Annotated in this window: 14 protein-coding genes; 3 read left to right on the top strand and 11 right to left on the bottom strand. The window is 38.3% G+C overall.

Annotated features, from left to right (window positions below):
* Positions 1-229: 229 nt before the first annotated feature.
* Together B2V92_RS05020 and B2V92_RS05015 are read right to left on the bottom strand one after the other, a co-directional pair.
* Positions 230-448: a hypothetical protein gene (locus B2V92_RS05020; RefSeq protein WP_113947685.1), complete on the bottom strand. Its 219-nt coding sequence runs from the start codon at positions 446-448 to the stop codon at positions 230-232.
* 58 nt (positions 449-506) lie between these two features.
* On the bottom strand, positions 507-1,271 hold the full coding sequence (locus B2V92_RS05015; protein ID WP_293305242.1) for a 5'-nucleotidase, lipoprotein e(P4) family: 765 nt from the start codon (positions 1,269-1,271) through the stop codon (positions 507-509).
* A gap of 200 nt (positions 1,272-1,471) precedes the next feature.
* On the opposite strand from B2V92_RS05015, the gene B2V92_RS05010 reads away from it, so the two are divergent.
* Complete coding sequence (locus tag B2V92_RS05010; protein ID WP_293305241.1) at positions 1,472-2,206, top strand: hypothetical protein; 735 nt, start codon at positions 1,472-1,474, stop codon at positions 2,204-2,206.
* A gap of 49 nt (positions 2,207-2,255) precedes the next feature.
* Here the strand turns inward: B2V92_RS05010 and B2V92_RS05005 are convergent, their stop codons facing one another.
* From B2V92_RS05005 to B2V92_RS04965, 9 genes are all read right to left on the bottom strand, one after another.
* Positions 2,256-3,383 carry an ATP-binding protein gene (locus B2V92_RS05005; RefSeq protein ID WP_293305239.1) on the bottom strand — a complete coding sequence of 376 codons (1,128 nt, stop codon included), beginning with the start codon at positions 3,381-3,383 and terminating at the stop codon, positions 2,256-2,258.
* A gap of 202 nt (positions 3,384-3,585) precedes the next feature.
* The gene (gene atpG, locus B2V92_RS05000; RefSeq protein ID WP_293305238.1) at positions 3,586-4,482 is read right to left on the bottom strand and encodes an ATP synthase F1 subunit gamma; all 897 of its coding nucleotides are present in this window, start codon (positions 4,480-4,482) and stop codon (positions 3,586-3,588) included.
* 72 nt (positions 4,483-4,554) lie between these two features.
* Positions 4,555-6,129 carry a F0F1 ATP synthase subunit alpha gene (gene atpA, locus B2V92_RS04995; RefSeq protein WP_113947680.1) on the bottom strand — a complete coding sequence of 525 codons (1,575 nt, stop codon included), beginning with the start codon at positions 6,127-6,129 and terminating at the stop codon, positions 4,555-4,557.
* Between the two features lie 199 nt (positions 6,130-6,328).
* Entirely contained in the window at positions 6,329-6,868 is a 540-nt protein-coding gene (atpH, locus tag B2V92_RS04990; protein ID WP_293305237.1) for an ATP synthase F1 subunit delta, read from the bottom strand.
* 92 nt (positions 6,869-6,960) lie between these two features.
* Positions 6,961-7,455 carry a F0F1 ATP synthase subunit B gene (locus B2V92_RS04985; RefSeq protein WP_293305235.1) on the bottom strand — a complete coding sequence of 165 codons (495 nt, stop codon included), beginning with the start codon at positions 7,453-7,455 and terminating at the stop codon, positions 6,961-6,963.
* An 83-nt stretch (positions 7,456-7,538) separates the two neighbouring features.
* Positions 7,539-7,739: an ATP synthase F0 subunit C gene (gene atpE, locus B2V92_RS04980; RefSeq protein WP_055132568.1), complete on the bottom strand. Its 201-nt coding sequence runs from the start codon at positions 7,737-7,739 to the stop codon at positions 7,539-7,541.
* Positions 7,740-7,777: 38 nt separating this feature from the next.
* On the bottom strand, positions 7,778-8,839 hold the full coding sequence (atpB, locus tag B2V92_RS04975; protein ID WP_349681419.1) for a F0F1 ATP synthase subunit A: 1,062 nt from the start codon (positions 8,837-8,839) through the stop codon (positions 7,778-7,780).
* 89 nt (positions 8,840-8,928) lie between these two features.
* Complete coding sequence (locus tag B2V92_RS04970; protein WP_293305231.1) at positions 8,929-9,315, bottom strand: hypothetical protein; 387 nt, start codon at positions 9,313-9,315, stop codon at positions 8,929-8,931.
* A gap of 85 nt (positions 9,316-9,400) precedes the next feature.
* The gene (locus B2V92_RS04965; protein WP_293305229.1) at positions 9,401-9,631 is read right to left on the bottom strand and encodes an AtpZ/AtpI family protein; all 231 of its coding nucleotides are present in this window, start codon (positions 9,629-9,631) and stop codon (positions 9,401-9,403) included.
* Positions 9,632-9,740: 109 nt separating this feature from the next.
* Between B2V92_RS04965 and B2V92_RS04960 the strand changes: the two genes are divergently transcribed.
* Together B2V92_RS04960 and B2V92_RS04955 are read left to right on the top strand one after the other, a co-directional pair.
* Positions 9,741-12,506 carry a tetratricopeptide repeat protein gene (locus tag B2V92_RS04960; protein ID WP_293305227.1) on the top strand — a complete coding sequence of 922 codons (2,766 nt, stop codon included), beginning with the start codon at positions 9,741-9,743 and terminating at the stop codon, positions 12,504-12,506.
* Positions 12,507-12,863: 357 nt separating this feature from the next.
* Positions 12,864-15,083, top strand: coding sequence for a transglycosylase domain-containing protein (locus B2V92_RS04955; protein ID WP_293305226.1), 2,220 nt, complete (start codon positions 12,864-12,866; stop codon positions 15,081-15,083).
* The last annotated feature ends 149 nt before the right edge of the window (positions 15,084-15,232 follow it).

Here is a 15,232-nt window from a genome sequence, read left to right as displayed (position 1 = left end):
AATAAACCTGATAGAACGAAAAGCCCGGAGCGAGGTACGAGTGAGGACTTGGAGGGATAGCAGGACTGCCCTCAGCCATTAAAACAGAACCGTTCATTTTCAAAAAAAATTAGGCTTTTCTATTTTAAACCTATCAGGTTTTAAAACCTGATAGGTTTGAACGGGATAAAACAAAAAAGCCGCTCCGATTTTACATCGGAACGGCTTTATATCTTAATAGCAAATCTGCTTATGCGTCTAATATTTTGAATACACCTTTGATTGAAATAATCGCACCGATAAACAAAACAATCCATGATGCCAATGATACCTGCCATGAATCGTAAGCGAAACGAGCATAAGTACCGATCATGCAAACCACTACACCAAAAATTATTAATTTATAAATTCCTGGCTGGTTAGCCGCTTTCATACTTTCTGTATTGTGCTTTAATTCGTTGTTCTCCATAATGTTTATTTTTATGATGCTGCAAAAGTAATACTTATTGCTGAATAATGATAAAAACTTAATAACTTTTTAATCGTTCTAAACGTTGTTTCGCTTTATCCTGATCATTAAGCTTTTCGCCACTGTACAAAGGCTTTTCCCAATCGCCGTACATTGGGTTTGGTAACACGATATATTTTGTGCCAAACAACTGCTGGTTACTGTTTACCTGCTCAAAAGTATTTTTCTGTTCGCGGTAAAAAATATTGCTGAAATCGCTTAAATTATCACCGCATAACAACAGGATATTGTGCGTTTCGGTTATTTTTTGCCTGCGGGGTTCTTTATCTGATGTTCCTTTAGAAACCACCAGATGCGCATCATCGGCATAGGGAAAACCAAATTGCTGCAGGTTTTTTAACGTAGCTGCATAGTCCTTTTCGTCTCGGTTACTCACATAAAAGGTTTCGATGTTTTTTGATGCCGCAAATTTTAAAAATGCCAAAGCACCAGGAACGGTATCGGCCTTTGCCAGGCTTGTCCACTCTGTCCAGTCGGCGGGTATGTAACTCTGTCCTTTTTTAATTTCATGTCCCTGAAAGGCCGAATTATCCAAAACAGTTTCGTCTATATCAACTACTACACAGTTCGGCTTTTTGCTGGTATCGGCCCATAAAGCTTCTTTTAGCGATAAACGTGCAAAATTATAGGCCTGAAAACACAGTGCCCGGTACTCGCCCGAGTTTTGCTGCCAAAGTACAGCATTGGTGTAATCCCTTGCAGGATTTTGCGCTTTAACAAAAAAAGGAGCGAAAAGTAAAAAGAGTAGGCTGTATTTTTTCATAATTCGATATTACGGTGCAAAGATATTAAAAGCATATAATAACTGTCTGCTAAAATTCCAGCAGTAACAATGGAAAAAATTTATTCCGTAATACAATACCTACAGATTAGTATCGATAATCAGGATTAATTTACATCAATTAAGACTTTAGTTATAAAAAATAGTTATTTTTGGGCACACACAAATAAAACCAGTTTAATATGAAATCTAAAATCTTATTCGGGGCAGCTATTGCCCTACTCTTTCTTGCGGCATGCAAGAAGAACGATCCGGTAACCGAGTTACCAATTATACCTCCTGTAGAAAAACCCGATCCATTAGAATTGCTAAAAGATTCTGTCTCATATACATTAGATGGGCAAAAAATTATCTTAACAACCACCACCAGTAGGGGCGTATTAAATGGAAAGGCGAATAAAAAACTAGATTCTGTTGTTAAAAACGTGGAGTATATATCTGATGACCAGAACACGGTTATGTTTGGACGTTTTTATGCTTTAAGAAACGATAACAGAAACGGCATCACGATCACTTTTTTAAAGAAATACAATAAAAGTTTAACAAAACCCAACCCATCAGCCATACTATTTGAGCCAGTGGATAAACTCGATCTATTTTCTATCGGCGAACGCAAATTTGCAATGGACTTTACCAGAAACAATTCCCAGAACGGTATTGCCCTGGAGTTAAGTGGGGGCGATTATGGATTACAAACATACGGTTACAGTAGCCTGGTTTATCACCCACTTCTTAATCCAGAATTGCAAAACCAGTCTAAATTTGAAATAATAAGCTTACAAAAGCTAAAATCAGGGAAATATCTACTTGAAGCTAAGTTTAATGCATCTGTATATCATGGAGATGGCACTAACATTAAAAAGATTGATAACGGTTATTTAAGGTTGAGAATAGATACAGATAATCCTTATTTTTAACTTGATAAAGCCCGCTCCTTAACCAGAACGGGCTTTTTTATACTGAAAATTAAGTATTCAAAAAACTTCCCCTATCACTTTTTGATAGTAACAAAGTTTCTGCATCAGGGTAAGCCTGTGTAAAAGTAAGCGGAATTTTATTTTTTCCCCTTTCGCTCCATTTAAACTCTACAGCCAGAAATTTCTCTTTTGTTTTTTCTATATAATCGATTTCCTGCTGTTGTGTGGTACGCCAGAAAAAACATTCGGCTTCTATCTGGTTCTGGTGCAAAAATTTCATCCGCTCTGCAATCATATAGTTTTCGAACAGTGCGCCAACATCATTCCTATTGGCCAGAGGACTAAAATTCCTTGTAATGGCATTAACAATGCCCGTATCATAGAAGTAAATTTTTTTATTCTTTTTGATCTCGTTACGTACATTGCCCGAAAAGGCAGGCAAACTAAAAACCACGAAAGATTTTTCGAGTAAACTGACATACTTATCAACCGTTTTCTGATCGGCCTTTACCAATTGTGCCAGCTCCGAAAAATTAACCTCGCTCCCCACCTGCAAAGCCAGGGCTTTTACAATTTTTTCGAACAGGAGCGGCTTTTTAACATCTTCCAAAGTGAAAAGATCTTTATAGAGGTAACTATCGGCAAGTAATTTTAAATGTTCTTCTGCATTTTGTGGATCGTTGATAATTTCGGGATAAGAACCATAAATTAAACGCTGTTCCAACGATCTTTCTTCCGTAATAAAATCGGTATCACTTACCAGTTCTGCATAAGAGAAAGGCAGAAGCATCATCTCGTATTTTCGGCCTGTTAAAGGCTCGTTTATCTTACCTGATAACTCAAAGGCCGACGAGCCGGTTGCAATTACCTGAACAGGCTTAAAACGGTCTACAATAATCTTGATCAGCAACCCCACATCATTAATGCGTTGGGCTTCATCAATAAAAAGCACTTCGTAACCGGCAAGCAATTGCGCTATTTGTGCAGCATTGGGTTTAGCCAAAGTTTCCCGAACATCGGCATCGTCTCCGTTTAGATATAAGGTTTTCTTATCAACTTTTGCCAATAACTGCTCCACAAAAGTGGTTTTACCGGTTTGCCTTGGCCCGAAGATAATAAAGGCTTTACCTTTAAAAAGCCTGGCAAAAGCATAATCCAACTGTTTCCGAACAATCATAATCAAAATTACTTATACAAAAGTATAACAATTTTGGATTACAATCCATAAAAAACATAATAATTTTGGATTATAATCCATAAATATTATGATAATTTTGGATTATGATATAATCGGGTAATAAAAAAACCTATTTCGATTAAGAAATAGGCTTTATATTTTTTTGACTGAGGACTAAAGACTTCCGACTTTAGACTAAAAATTATCCGTTCAATGCTGCTGCACCACTTACAATCTCGGTTAACTCAGTTGTAATTGCTGCCTGACGGGCCTGGTTGTAAGAAAGTTTTAAGGCTTTCAATAACTCACCGGCATTTTCAGTTGCCTTATCCATTGATGTCATACGTGCACCGTGCTCAGAAGCATGAGAATCCAACACTGCTTTGTATAACTGGATTTTAATTGATTTAGGGATCAGCTGTTCTACAATTTCCTCTTGAGAAGGCTCTAAAATATAATCAGCATTTGTTGTTTTCTTATCTGCTTTCAGATCAGCTGTTGTTTCTTCTGCTTTAGGCAAAGGCAATAACTGCTCGGTAGTAATAAACTGTACCGCTGCGTTTCTGAAACGGTTATAAACCACTTCTACTTTATCAAAGTCGCCTTTGACAAAACCTGCCATAATCGCATCCGTAATTTTGGTTACGTTTTCGAAAGTTAAGGCAGAAAACACCTCATTATTGTTACCAATAACATTGTATTTGCGTTTTTCGTAAAAATCCTGGGTTTTCTTACCGATAGAAATAATGCTTACATTACCGTTTTTCAACTGTTCGCTATATTTCTCAGCAATTAAATTATTGGCCGCTTTAATTACGTTCATGTTAAAAGCACCGGCCAAACCACGGTTTGATGATACAGTAACAATTAAAACCTTATTAGGCTCACGCTCCTGGATAAAAGGAGATGATGAACCCTCTAAACTTGCCGATAGATTACCTAAAATCTCTTTCAGTTTAGTTGCATAAGGACGTAAAGCGATAATTGCATTGGTAGCACGTTTCAACTTTGCCGCCGAAACCATTTTCATAGCTTTGGTAATCTGCTGTGTTGATTGTACCGACGCAATCCGGTTTCTTACTTCTTTTAAATTAGCCATTCTTTATTTAGATGTGAGATATGAGACGTTAAGTCCCAATCTCAAATCTCAAATCTCATGTCTCAAATCTTATTAATATTTACTTGAAATCTCTTTTGCTACCGTATCTAAAACACCGGTAATGGTATCGTCGAATTTACCAGCTTTTAATGCTGCCAAAGTTTCTGGATGACGTAATTCCAATTGGGTTAAGAATTCGGTTTCAAATTCTTTTACTTTATTGATTGGAACACTACGCATTAAGTTTTTAGTACCCGCGTAAACAATTGCAACTTGTTTCTCAACAGTAAATGGAGAGAATTGCGCTTGTTTTAACATTTCTACGTTACGTGCACCTTTATCTAATACCGATTTAGTTGCAGCATCTAAGTCAGAACCGAATTTAGAGAAAGCCTCCAACTCGCGGTATTGAGCCTGATCCAACTTTAAAGTACCTGCTACTTTTTTCATCGATTTGATCTGTGCGTTACCACCCACACGTGATACCGAGATACCTACGTTAATTGCCGGACGGATACCAGAGTTAAACAAGTTTGACTCCAAGAAGATCTGACCATCAGTAATCGAAATTACGTTGGTTGGGATATATGCAGAAACGTCGCCCGCTTGGGTTTCGATAATTGGAAGTGCAGTTAACGAACCACCACCTTTAACGATATGTTTAATCGACTCAGGTAAATCGTTCATGTTTTTAGCGATATCATCGTTAGCGTTGATTTTCGCAGCTCTTTCCAACAAACGACTGTGTAAGTAGAAAACGTCTCCAGGATAAGCTTCACGGCCCGGTGGACGACGAAGTAGTAGAGATACCTCACGGTAAGCTACAGCCTGTTTAGATAAATCATCATAAACAATTAAAGCCGGTTTACCTGTATCACGGAAAAACTCACCAATTGCAGCACCTGCAAACGGAGCATAAAACTGCATTGGAGCAGGATCTGCAGCCGAAGCAGCAACAACAACTGTATATGGTAAAGCGCCGTTTTCTTCCAATGTACGTACAATGTTGGCTACAGTAGAGTTTTTCTGACCGATAGCTACATAAATACAGAACACAGGCTGGCCTGCTTCATAAAATTCTTTTTGGTTGATAATGGTATCGATACAAACGGCAGTTTTACCAATCTGACGGTCGCCGATAACCAACTCACGTTGACCGCGACCGATTGGAATCATCGCATCGATTGCTTTAATACCAGTTTGTAAAGGCTCGTTTACCGGCTGACGGTAAATTACACCTGGTGCTTTACGCTCTAAAGGCATTTCGTAAGTTTCGCCTAAGATCGGACCTTTACCATCTAAAGGTTCACCTAAAGTATTAACTACGCGGCCAAGCATACCTTCACCAACTTTAATAGAGGCAATTTTTTTGGTACGTTTAATGGTATCACCTTCTTTGATCTCGTCTGAAGCACCCAAAAGTACCACACCAACGTTATCTTCTTCAAGGTTTAATACGATACCTTGTAGGCCGTTTGCAAATTCAACTAATTCTCCCGATTGAACTTTAGTTAAACCGTAAACACGGGCAATACCGTCGCCCACTTGCAACACGGTACCAACTTCTTCCAGTTCGGTTTCTGATTTGAAGCCCGCCAATTGCTGTCTGATAATTGCCGATACTTCGTCTGGTCTTACCTCTACCATAATTTTACTTTATATCTTTTTATAAATGTTTAGTGCTTAGCGCATGGCGCTTGGCATTTATTCGCCACCCGCTTATCGCAATACTCTTTGGGTTTGGCGCTTCGCTTTTGGCGTTCTATTGCCTTAAACTAGCGCTTCACTATATTTTTTTAGACATTTTGCGAATCAACGCTTAACGCCTCACGCAAAACGCTATTCGCTATTGCGCAAATTCTTTTCTAAGTTTACTTAAACCGCTGGCAATGCTTGCATCAAATTGCTTATCGCCAACTTTTAATATAAAACCACCAATTAGTTTTTCGTTAATTTTTTCGTTAACAATAACCTGGTTGGCGCCTAATTCTTTCTTTACAATCGCTATAATCTGCTCTTTTGCCTCAGGGCTTAAAGCATTAGCAGTAGTTACATCGGCAGTAACAATTCCTTTTATAAGGTTATATTGCTGCACAAACTGTTTTGCTGTAGCGAATAAAATCGCAGAACGACCTTTGCTTACTACGATCTTGAAAAACGAGATGGTTAGTTTGCTTACTTTATCAGCAAAAATTCCGTTTAAAATACCAGTTTTCTTATCTAAAGGTACAATCGGGTTTTTTAATATCGCTTCTAGCTCAGGGGTTTCATCAACCACTTTCTCAAACAAAACCATGTCATTATAAGACGCTTCAAGCGCGTTTTTTTCAACGGCTAAGTCTATTAATGATTTGGCGTATCTGCTTGCAACTTTAATTTCTGACATATTATTAGGTGTGAGATGTGAGATGTGAGATGGAAGATGTGAGAACGAATCTCCAATCTAATATCTAGTGTCTCAAATCTATTTTCTCAAAACTAGTTTAATTCAACGTCTTTTAACAGATTAGCCACTAAAGCCTCCTGTTTGGTTTTATCATCTAACTGGGTACGTAAAACACGTTCTGCAATTTCTAATGATAAAGAAGAAACCTGGCCTTTTACTTCAGCCAAAGCTGCTTTCTTTTGGTTTTCGATCTCGATCTTAGCTTTCTCGATCAATTTGGCACCTTCTACCTGAGCCTGTTTTTTAGCTTCGTTTAAGATGCTATCTTTTAAGGTTTTAGCTTCCTTTAAAATTTCATCACGCTCAGCACGGGCCTGTTGCATCAAATCCTGGTTCTGGCTGGTTAAACGTGCCATTTCCTGTTTTGCCAATTCAGCTTTGTTAAGGGCTTCATCAATAGAATTTTCGCGTTCTTTAATGGCACCTAAAACTGGTTTCCAAGCAAATTTTGCCAATAAAAACAATAACAATAAAAATGCTATTGATTGAAATACAACTAAACCAACTTCTGGGATTAATAATTCCATTTTTTATATTTTATAGTTTTCCTTGTTCTTTAATAACAACCATTCTGTAAAACAATCTTCTACAGAATGGTTGATTTTTGTTATTACATTAACGCAACAACTACTGCGAATAAAGCAACCGCCTCAACGAAGGCAGCAGCAATTAACATTGCAGTTTGAATTTTTGAGGCAGCTTCTGGTTGACGAGCGATACCGTCCATAGCAGAACCACCAATACGACCGATACCTAGACCAGCGCCAATCGCAGCTAATCCTGCACCTACTGCAGCAATACTTCCTGTAATCATGATTTTTATATATTAATTGTTAAAAATTAAGCTTATTAGTGATGATCTTCTACTGCCATACCGATAAACAGCGCAGATAGAATAGTGAAGATAAATGCCTGGATAAAAGCAACCATCAATTCAATTCCGCCAATAAATATGGCAAAAGGAACAGATGCAGCAGATACCCATAAACTATCAAAAACAAATATCAAACAAATTAACGAGAGCACTAAGATGTGACCCGCAGTGATGTTTGCAAACAAACGGATCATTAATGCGATAGGCTTGGTAAAAATACCGATCAGCTCTAAAGGCATTAAGAAAATCTTCATCGGAACAGGAACACCCGGCATCCAGAAAATGTGTTTCCAGTAGTGTTTGTTACCATTAAATATGGTAATAAGAAAAGTAGTTAGTGCCAAAACCATTGTTACGGCGATATTACCGGTTAAATTGGCTCCTCCAGGTAAAAACGGCACTAAGCCCAACATGTTATTAAACCAGATAAAAAAGAAAACGGTTAACAGATAAGGCATGAAACGCTCATATTTATGACCTAAGTTAGGTTTAGCAATATCATCACGTACGAAAAGAATAACAGGCTCCAACCATGACTGTAAACCTTTTGGAGATTTACCTGCACGTTTTTTATATCCGTTAGCAACACTGATAAATACTACCAATAATAAAACTACCGACAACAATAAAGTACAGGTGTTTTTTGTTAATGAAAAATCAAGCGGACGTTTGTTTTCTGCATGATGCGCTTCATTTAAAGCTACATACTGGCCATGTTCGTTTGCTGCTTCAGATGCGAAATAGATTTTTTCGTGCATCTTAACAAAACGCTGACCATCTTTTTCAACTACAACTTTAGCATCATCATCACCTTTAAAGTCGTCGCTATTAAAAGTTACAACTTTACCTTCAGCATATAAAACAACCGGCAAGCCAATAAATTTTTCACCAATTACATGCCAGCTGTGAGAATCTGCAATGTGGTGCAGGGCAAATTTACCTATCTCAAATTTTTTCTTTTCTGCTGTTTCGCCATGAGATTTCTCAGCAGAATGTAAAGTATCAACCTGTGCATTTACACGAGGTGAACCTAACAAAAACGCTGAAAAAAGCGCAAAAACAACAATTAACCTATTAAACTTAAACTGAAAAACTTGGTTACAATCCATTTACTCGCAGATTTTTACTATTTATTTTGGTGGCGCAAGTTACGTAACAAACCGTATATTTCAAAGAAGGTAAACAATAAATATAAAGAAAAAAAATTCAGCACAAAAACGATGTCCTTTCCTTTATGGTTTAGGCTGTAAACCAGCACAAAAGCCATCGAAAAAAGCATTTTTACCGCTATTGAACCCATAATTGCCATAATACCTGCTTCCGGGTTACGTTTTATCCCGATAAAGGCAACAATATAGGCGATTAAGGTTAGCCCTCCCAAAAAACTAAATACAAGCCAAAATTTATCGGCCAATAGTTTTATATCAGGAAAAAGATGCGGAAGAAGAATGGCTATACCCGCAAGAACTGCCGTATAGATAACATAATTGATAACAAAACGCTGAATACCCAAAATCTTTAAAATTATTTAAGGTACAAAGCTAATCGAAAGCGAATTAAAATACAGATTTACTTTAAAATAGTAAGGTGGCCAAATACTAATTCCGCTTATTTACCGAACGTACCACCTGAAATAAAGAGAGAACAACGCCCAATAAACCAAATACTGCAGTAAAAATCTGTTTTGTACCATTACGGTACTGGTCGATTTTATAACCGATAAATGCAAAAACTGCTATTGTGGCCAGCATTTGAAAACCTAGTCCGGTATAAACGGCAAAATTGCTCAAACCCTTCTTTTGCTTATCTTCTTCTTTTGGATTTTCCATTTTTTATGCAATAATTAAATTAACTTTGGATAATTAAAATTTGTTGCCGGATAAAATATTTTTCTATATATATTGTTTATTGTATATCAACTTAAGAGATTTATCATAATTGAAAAAAAACGCTAGCAAACACTTAAGTCGCTTCGCCATCTTTTTTAGTGCCCTCCTCATTTATGGCTGCGTCGCAAATAAAGATACCACTGTAGACCGCAGGTTCCAGAACCTAACGGCACGCTATAATTATATCTATAACTCCAATGTTCTGCTTACTGAATACAACGAAAGCCAGTTGCAAAGTTATGCAGATAATTATGAAAAAATACTACCTGTTTACCTTGATCCCGAGCCACAGGTAAACCTGGTGCTTACCCCCGGCGTTGCCAATAAACAGCTTGATGATGTAATTACCAAAGGACAAACCATCATCAATGAAAAAAGTTTCAGCAACTATATCGATGATGCCTACATGCTTTTGGGCAGGGCAAACTACCTGAAAGGCAATTATTTTATTGCTTCGGAATATTTCGATTATACTGCAAAAACCTACAACAATGATCTGAAAACATTCATCATGGCGATGAACTGGAAAGCCCGGAGCCAGATGCAGCTGAACAATATGGTACTGGCCGATAAAATACTCGATACCATGCTGCGCGCTTCGGATGAATTAAAAAAGGATCTGGCCGAACCCCTTGCAACAGCAGCGCAGATGCGTATTTACCAGAAACGCAATAAAGAAGCCATTTTATTTTTAGAATCGGCCATTGCCCTACCTGCAGAAAAGCAACTGCGTATCCGTTGGAGGTTTATCCTGGCGCAGTTACAGGAAAAAGAAAAAAATATCCAGGATGCCTACGCTAATTTCACCAGAGTTGAAAAAAGCAATGCACCTTTCGAAATGTATTTCCATGCCAATTTAAACAGGATTAAGCTCAAAGCATTATTAAGTGGCGTAAAACTGAATAAGGAAGATCAATTGCTTGCTTTATTAAAAGACGATAAAAACATTGATTATACCGATCAGATCTATTACCAGGTTGGAGAACTTTTTTCGGCAGAGGGAAATTTTGTAAAAGCGGAAGAGAATTACAAAAAATCGGTTGCAAAAAGTACGCGCAACCAAACCCAGAAAGCATTATCTTATTTAAGGATTGCCGATTTAAACTTTAAAGAGTTTAACAATTATATTAAAGCAAAACTGTACTACGATAGTACGGTAATGATTTTGCCCAAAAACTTTCCGGATTACGACAATATAGTTAAAAAGGCCGATAACCTTCAATATTTGACCGACCGTTATACCATTATTACCAAAGAAGATACTGCGCAGGCAATTGCCAAACTTCCGGCCGGTGAGCGCGAAGCGAAGGTAAAGGCTTATTTAACCCCAAAGGTTGAAGTGGCAAATACAGGTGGTGTAATCAACAATCAATTTTTAAATGACCCCGATTTTCCGAACAGGAGTTTAAATCCATCAAAAAATACGGCAGGAAATACCTTTTATTTTAACAACAATGCAGCAATAAGCAGTGGTTTCGGCGACTTTAAAAAACGCTGGGGCAACCGTCAGTTAGAAGATAACTGGCGCCAGAGTGTACGCTCATCGGCACAGGAAACCAGCCAGATTTTGGCAGGAGGAAATGTAGCTACCGGAATTACGCCTGCTAATGGTGAAACAAATCAAGCTGCTGCCGACCAGACTTCGCTCGAAAAACAGTTTTTAGATGCTTTGCCTGTTACCCCAACGCTATTGGCAACTTCCGACCAAAAAATTATTGATGCCTATTTCGAAATTGCCAGCTTTTATCAACAGGAGCTTAATGATAAAGCCGAAGCAAATAAAATATACCTCGAGCTGATTAAAAGATATCCTGACAACAACCACCTTGTTGCCATTTATTACAGTTTATACCTGAACTATAAAGGTGTTGATGAAGTAAAATCAGATCAATACAAACAATTGGTGCTTACCAAATTCCCGGAATCTAATTTTGCAAAGAATATTTTAGACCCATCGTATTCAGCCAAACAAACACAGATGGAAAACCTTGCCATCAACAATTACAATGCGGCTTTTGATGCTTACGCGAAAAAAGATTATCCGAATGTGGTAAAACAGGCCGATGACAACATTATGGCTTTCCCAGAGAATGATCTTGCACCGCAGTATGCTTATTTAAAAGCCATTGCTGTTGGCCGTACTGCTAAAGTTGATGCTTTACTTACCGAGTTTAACCTGATTACCACACGTTATCCAAACGATAAAATTATTACACCGTTAGTGCGCGATCACTTAAAATACATTGAGGCCAATCTCGATGAATTTAAACAACGGCCTGTTGCACTGATCGATTTTGATGCAAGCGAACCGCGTTTTGTGGCCCAGGCTACTCCGGTTGCCGTTCCAACAAAACCTTTGGTAGTCGAAAATCCTGTAGTAAAAACAAACGAACCTGCGCCAATAGCAAAACCTGTTGAGGTTAAACCAGCCGACCCAACCAAACCGGCCAGTATTTTCAGTGCGGCAAAATCAGAAGAATATTATTATGTAATCGACGTAGCCGACGCCACATTGACCTTAAGTTCATCGCGTTTTGGTATTGGTCAGTTTAACCGCGGGAACTACCCGGATAATGATTTGGAACATAAATTGGTAGAGTTGGATAACGACCAGTTGATTTACATTACAAGTTTTATCGATCTTGAAGATGCCAAACTTTACGAATCGAGCATTACAGGCCAGTTAAAGAACATTATGAAAGTTCCGGCCAACCTGTATAAAGGTTTTATCATCAGTAAAGAAAACTTTGCGAAACTGACAGATCGATCACGGATTAACGAATATCTGGAGTTTTTAAAAGACAATTATAAGTAAAAGACCAAAGCTTAAAACTTAGATGCTCTCAGGTGACTTAGGTGGTTAAAAAAGGCAGAAGGCTGGAAGGTTGAGGGTTTTAACAAGCCAAAAGTAAAACTCAAACGCTTTCTGTTGAAAAAAACCAAAGCTGAAAGACTAAAGCCTAAAATTTAAATGCGCTCAGGTGACTTAGGTGGTTAAAAAGGCAGAAGGCTGGAAGGTTAAGGGTTTAAGGGAAGAGCTAAAAGTTTAAGATTCAAAATAACCGCTAGACCTTTATCCAGCTTTATGGCTTAAAATTTAATTCCATAAAAAATTAATAAATTTGCATCCAAAATCACCTATCCCGGTGATTTTGGAAAATAACAACACAAAATGAATAAATCCCTTTCTGCACAGGATACAAAAAGATACAGTTTACTCATCTGGAAATTATTGATCGGGGGAATTGCCCTTTTCGCTATTTTTATCTCGATGATCGGTTTGGGCCTGTTTGGTGCCCTACCCTCTTTCAGGGATATCGAGCACCCAAAAAGCAACCAGGCTTCGGAGATTATTGCCGAAGATGGCCGTCCGTTAGGGACTTATTTTGTTCAGAACAGATCAAACGTTACCTATAAGGATATCTCAGAAAATGTAATCAACGGATTGATCGCTACAGAGGATACCCGTTTTAAAGAACACTCTGGAATCGATTTTAAGCGTACTTTTTCAATTATAGGTTATAATTTAATCGGTAAAAAACAAGGTGCAAGTACCATTACTCAACAATTGGCCAAAAACCTTTTTCCGAGGGAATCGAACCTTAATTTTTTCTCTTTGGTACTCACCAAGTTTAAAGAATGGATTGTTGCGGTTAAACTTGAGCGCAATTACACCAAGGAAGAAATTATTACGATGTATCTTAATACAGTCGATTTTGGAAACCAGGCTTATGGCATTAAATCGGCTGCGAGGGTTTATTTCAATACCACGCCCGATAAACTTACCTTAACACAGGCAGCAACTTTAGTAGGCATGCAAAAAGGGATTACCATGTATTCGCCTACCCGTCATCCTGAACGTTCGAGAAACCGCAGGAATACCGTAATGGCTATGATGGTAAAATCCGATCTGTTAACACAACAGGAATTTGACGAGCAAAAAGAAAAACCCTTAAACCTGCATTTCAACGCGGCAACCGTTAACGATGGTATTGCACCTTACTTCCGTTCGGTACTAAAAAATGATATCAAAACCATTTTTCAGGAACAATCCATCACCAAACCTGATGGAACACCTTACGATTTAGATCGCGATGGCTTAAAAATTTATACCACATTGAATTACGATATGCAGGTATATGCCGAAGAAGCACAAAAAGAATACATGAAAGTGTTACAGGCACAATTTATTGCCAGCTGGAAAGGCAGAAACCCATTTAAAGATAAAACTTTACAGATTGAACAGGGGATTAAAAGATCCGACCGTTATAAATCGTTAAAACTGGAAGGTAAATCGGATGAGGAAATTACCAGCGATTTTAACACCAAAACCGAAATGACCATTTTTACATGGAAAGGTAACGTAGATACGGTAATGAAACCAATTGACTCGGTACGTTATTACAAAATGCTGTTGCGTAATGCCATGATGACGATGGACCCAACCAACGGACATGTGAAAGCATGGGTTGGTGGAATCAATTACGAACATTTTAAATACGATCAGGTTAAAATGGGAACACGGCAGGTAGGTTCAACAGCGAAGCCATTTACCTATGCTGTAGCCATCGAAAATGGTTATTCGCCCTGCTATACCGTACCGAATGTTCCGGTAACCATTGAGGGTTATGGCGATCCTTGGACACCAAGAAACTCTGGGAAGCCTTTAGAAGGCAATATTACCCTGCAAAAGGCATTGGCTTATTCGCAAAACTTTGTTACCGCTTATTTAATGAAACAGGTTGGTCCGGTAGCGGTATCTACCCTCGCTACCAAGATGGGCATCCCAAATGTTCCGGCATTTCCTTCTATCTGTTTAGGTACATTCGATTCGTCGGTTTTTAACATGGTGGGTGCTTATGGCGCTTTTGCCAATAAAGGAACTTATACCAAGCCGATTTACCTGTTAAGGATTGAAGATAAAAACGGTGTGGTATTATTCTCCCAAAAGGAAATACCAAAACCGATTATGAGCGAAGAAGTAGCTTATGTAATGACCAGGATGCTTAAAGGTGTGGTAACCAATGGAACCGGATCGAGGCTGAACTATAAATATAAAGTTAATGCACCGATTGGAGCAAAAACGGGTACTACCCAAAATAACTCGGATGGTTGGTTTATGGCCATTACCCCTCAATTGGTAACCGGCATATGGACGGGCTGCGAAGACAGGGCATTCCACTTTATCAGTACCAGCCAAGGTGAAGGTGCCAATACGGCCCTCCCTATTTTTGCAGGGTTTATAAAAAGGGTATATGCCAATCCGGCTTTAAAAATCAGTCATGCTGATTTCGAGGCACCAAAATCAGGCGTTTCCATCACTTTCGACTGTAACCAATACCAGCAACAGGAAGAAGGTACCAGCGAACTGGATGAGAAGTTGGGATTTTAAGGAAATACCCAACCAAAATTTCATCAGAGGAATATTAGATAAATGTTAAATTTGTAATAAGTTCATTAATATATACACAGGGATTAGCCTGTAAATTTTAAAGACCTCGAGTCATCACCCTGAATTCATTTCAGGGTCTATCTAGCAGG

This window comes from Pedobacter sp. UBA5917 (assembly GCF_002432345.1).
Lineage (GTDB): Bacteria > Bacteroidota > Bacteroidia > Sphingobacteriales > Sphingobacteriaceae > Pedobacter.
This window is presented reverse-complemented; position numbering and strand designations above follow the sequence as displayed.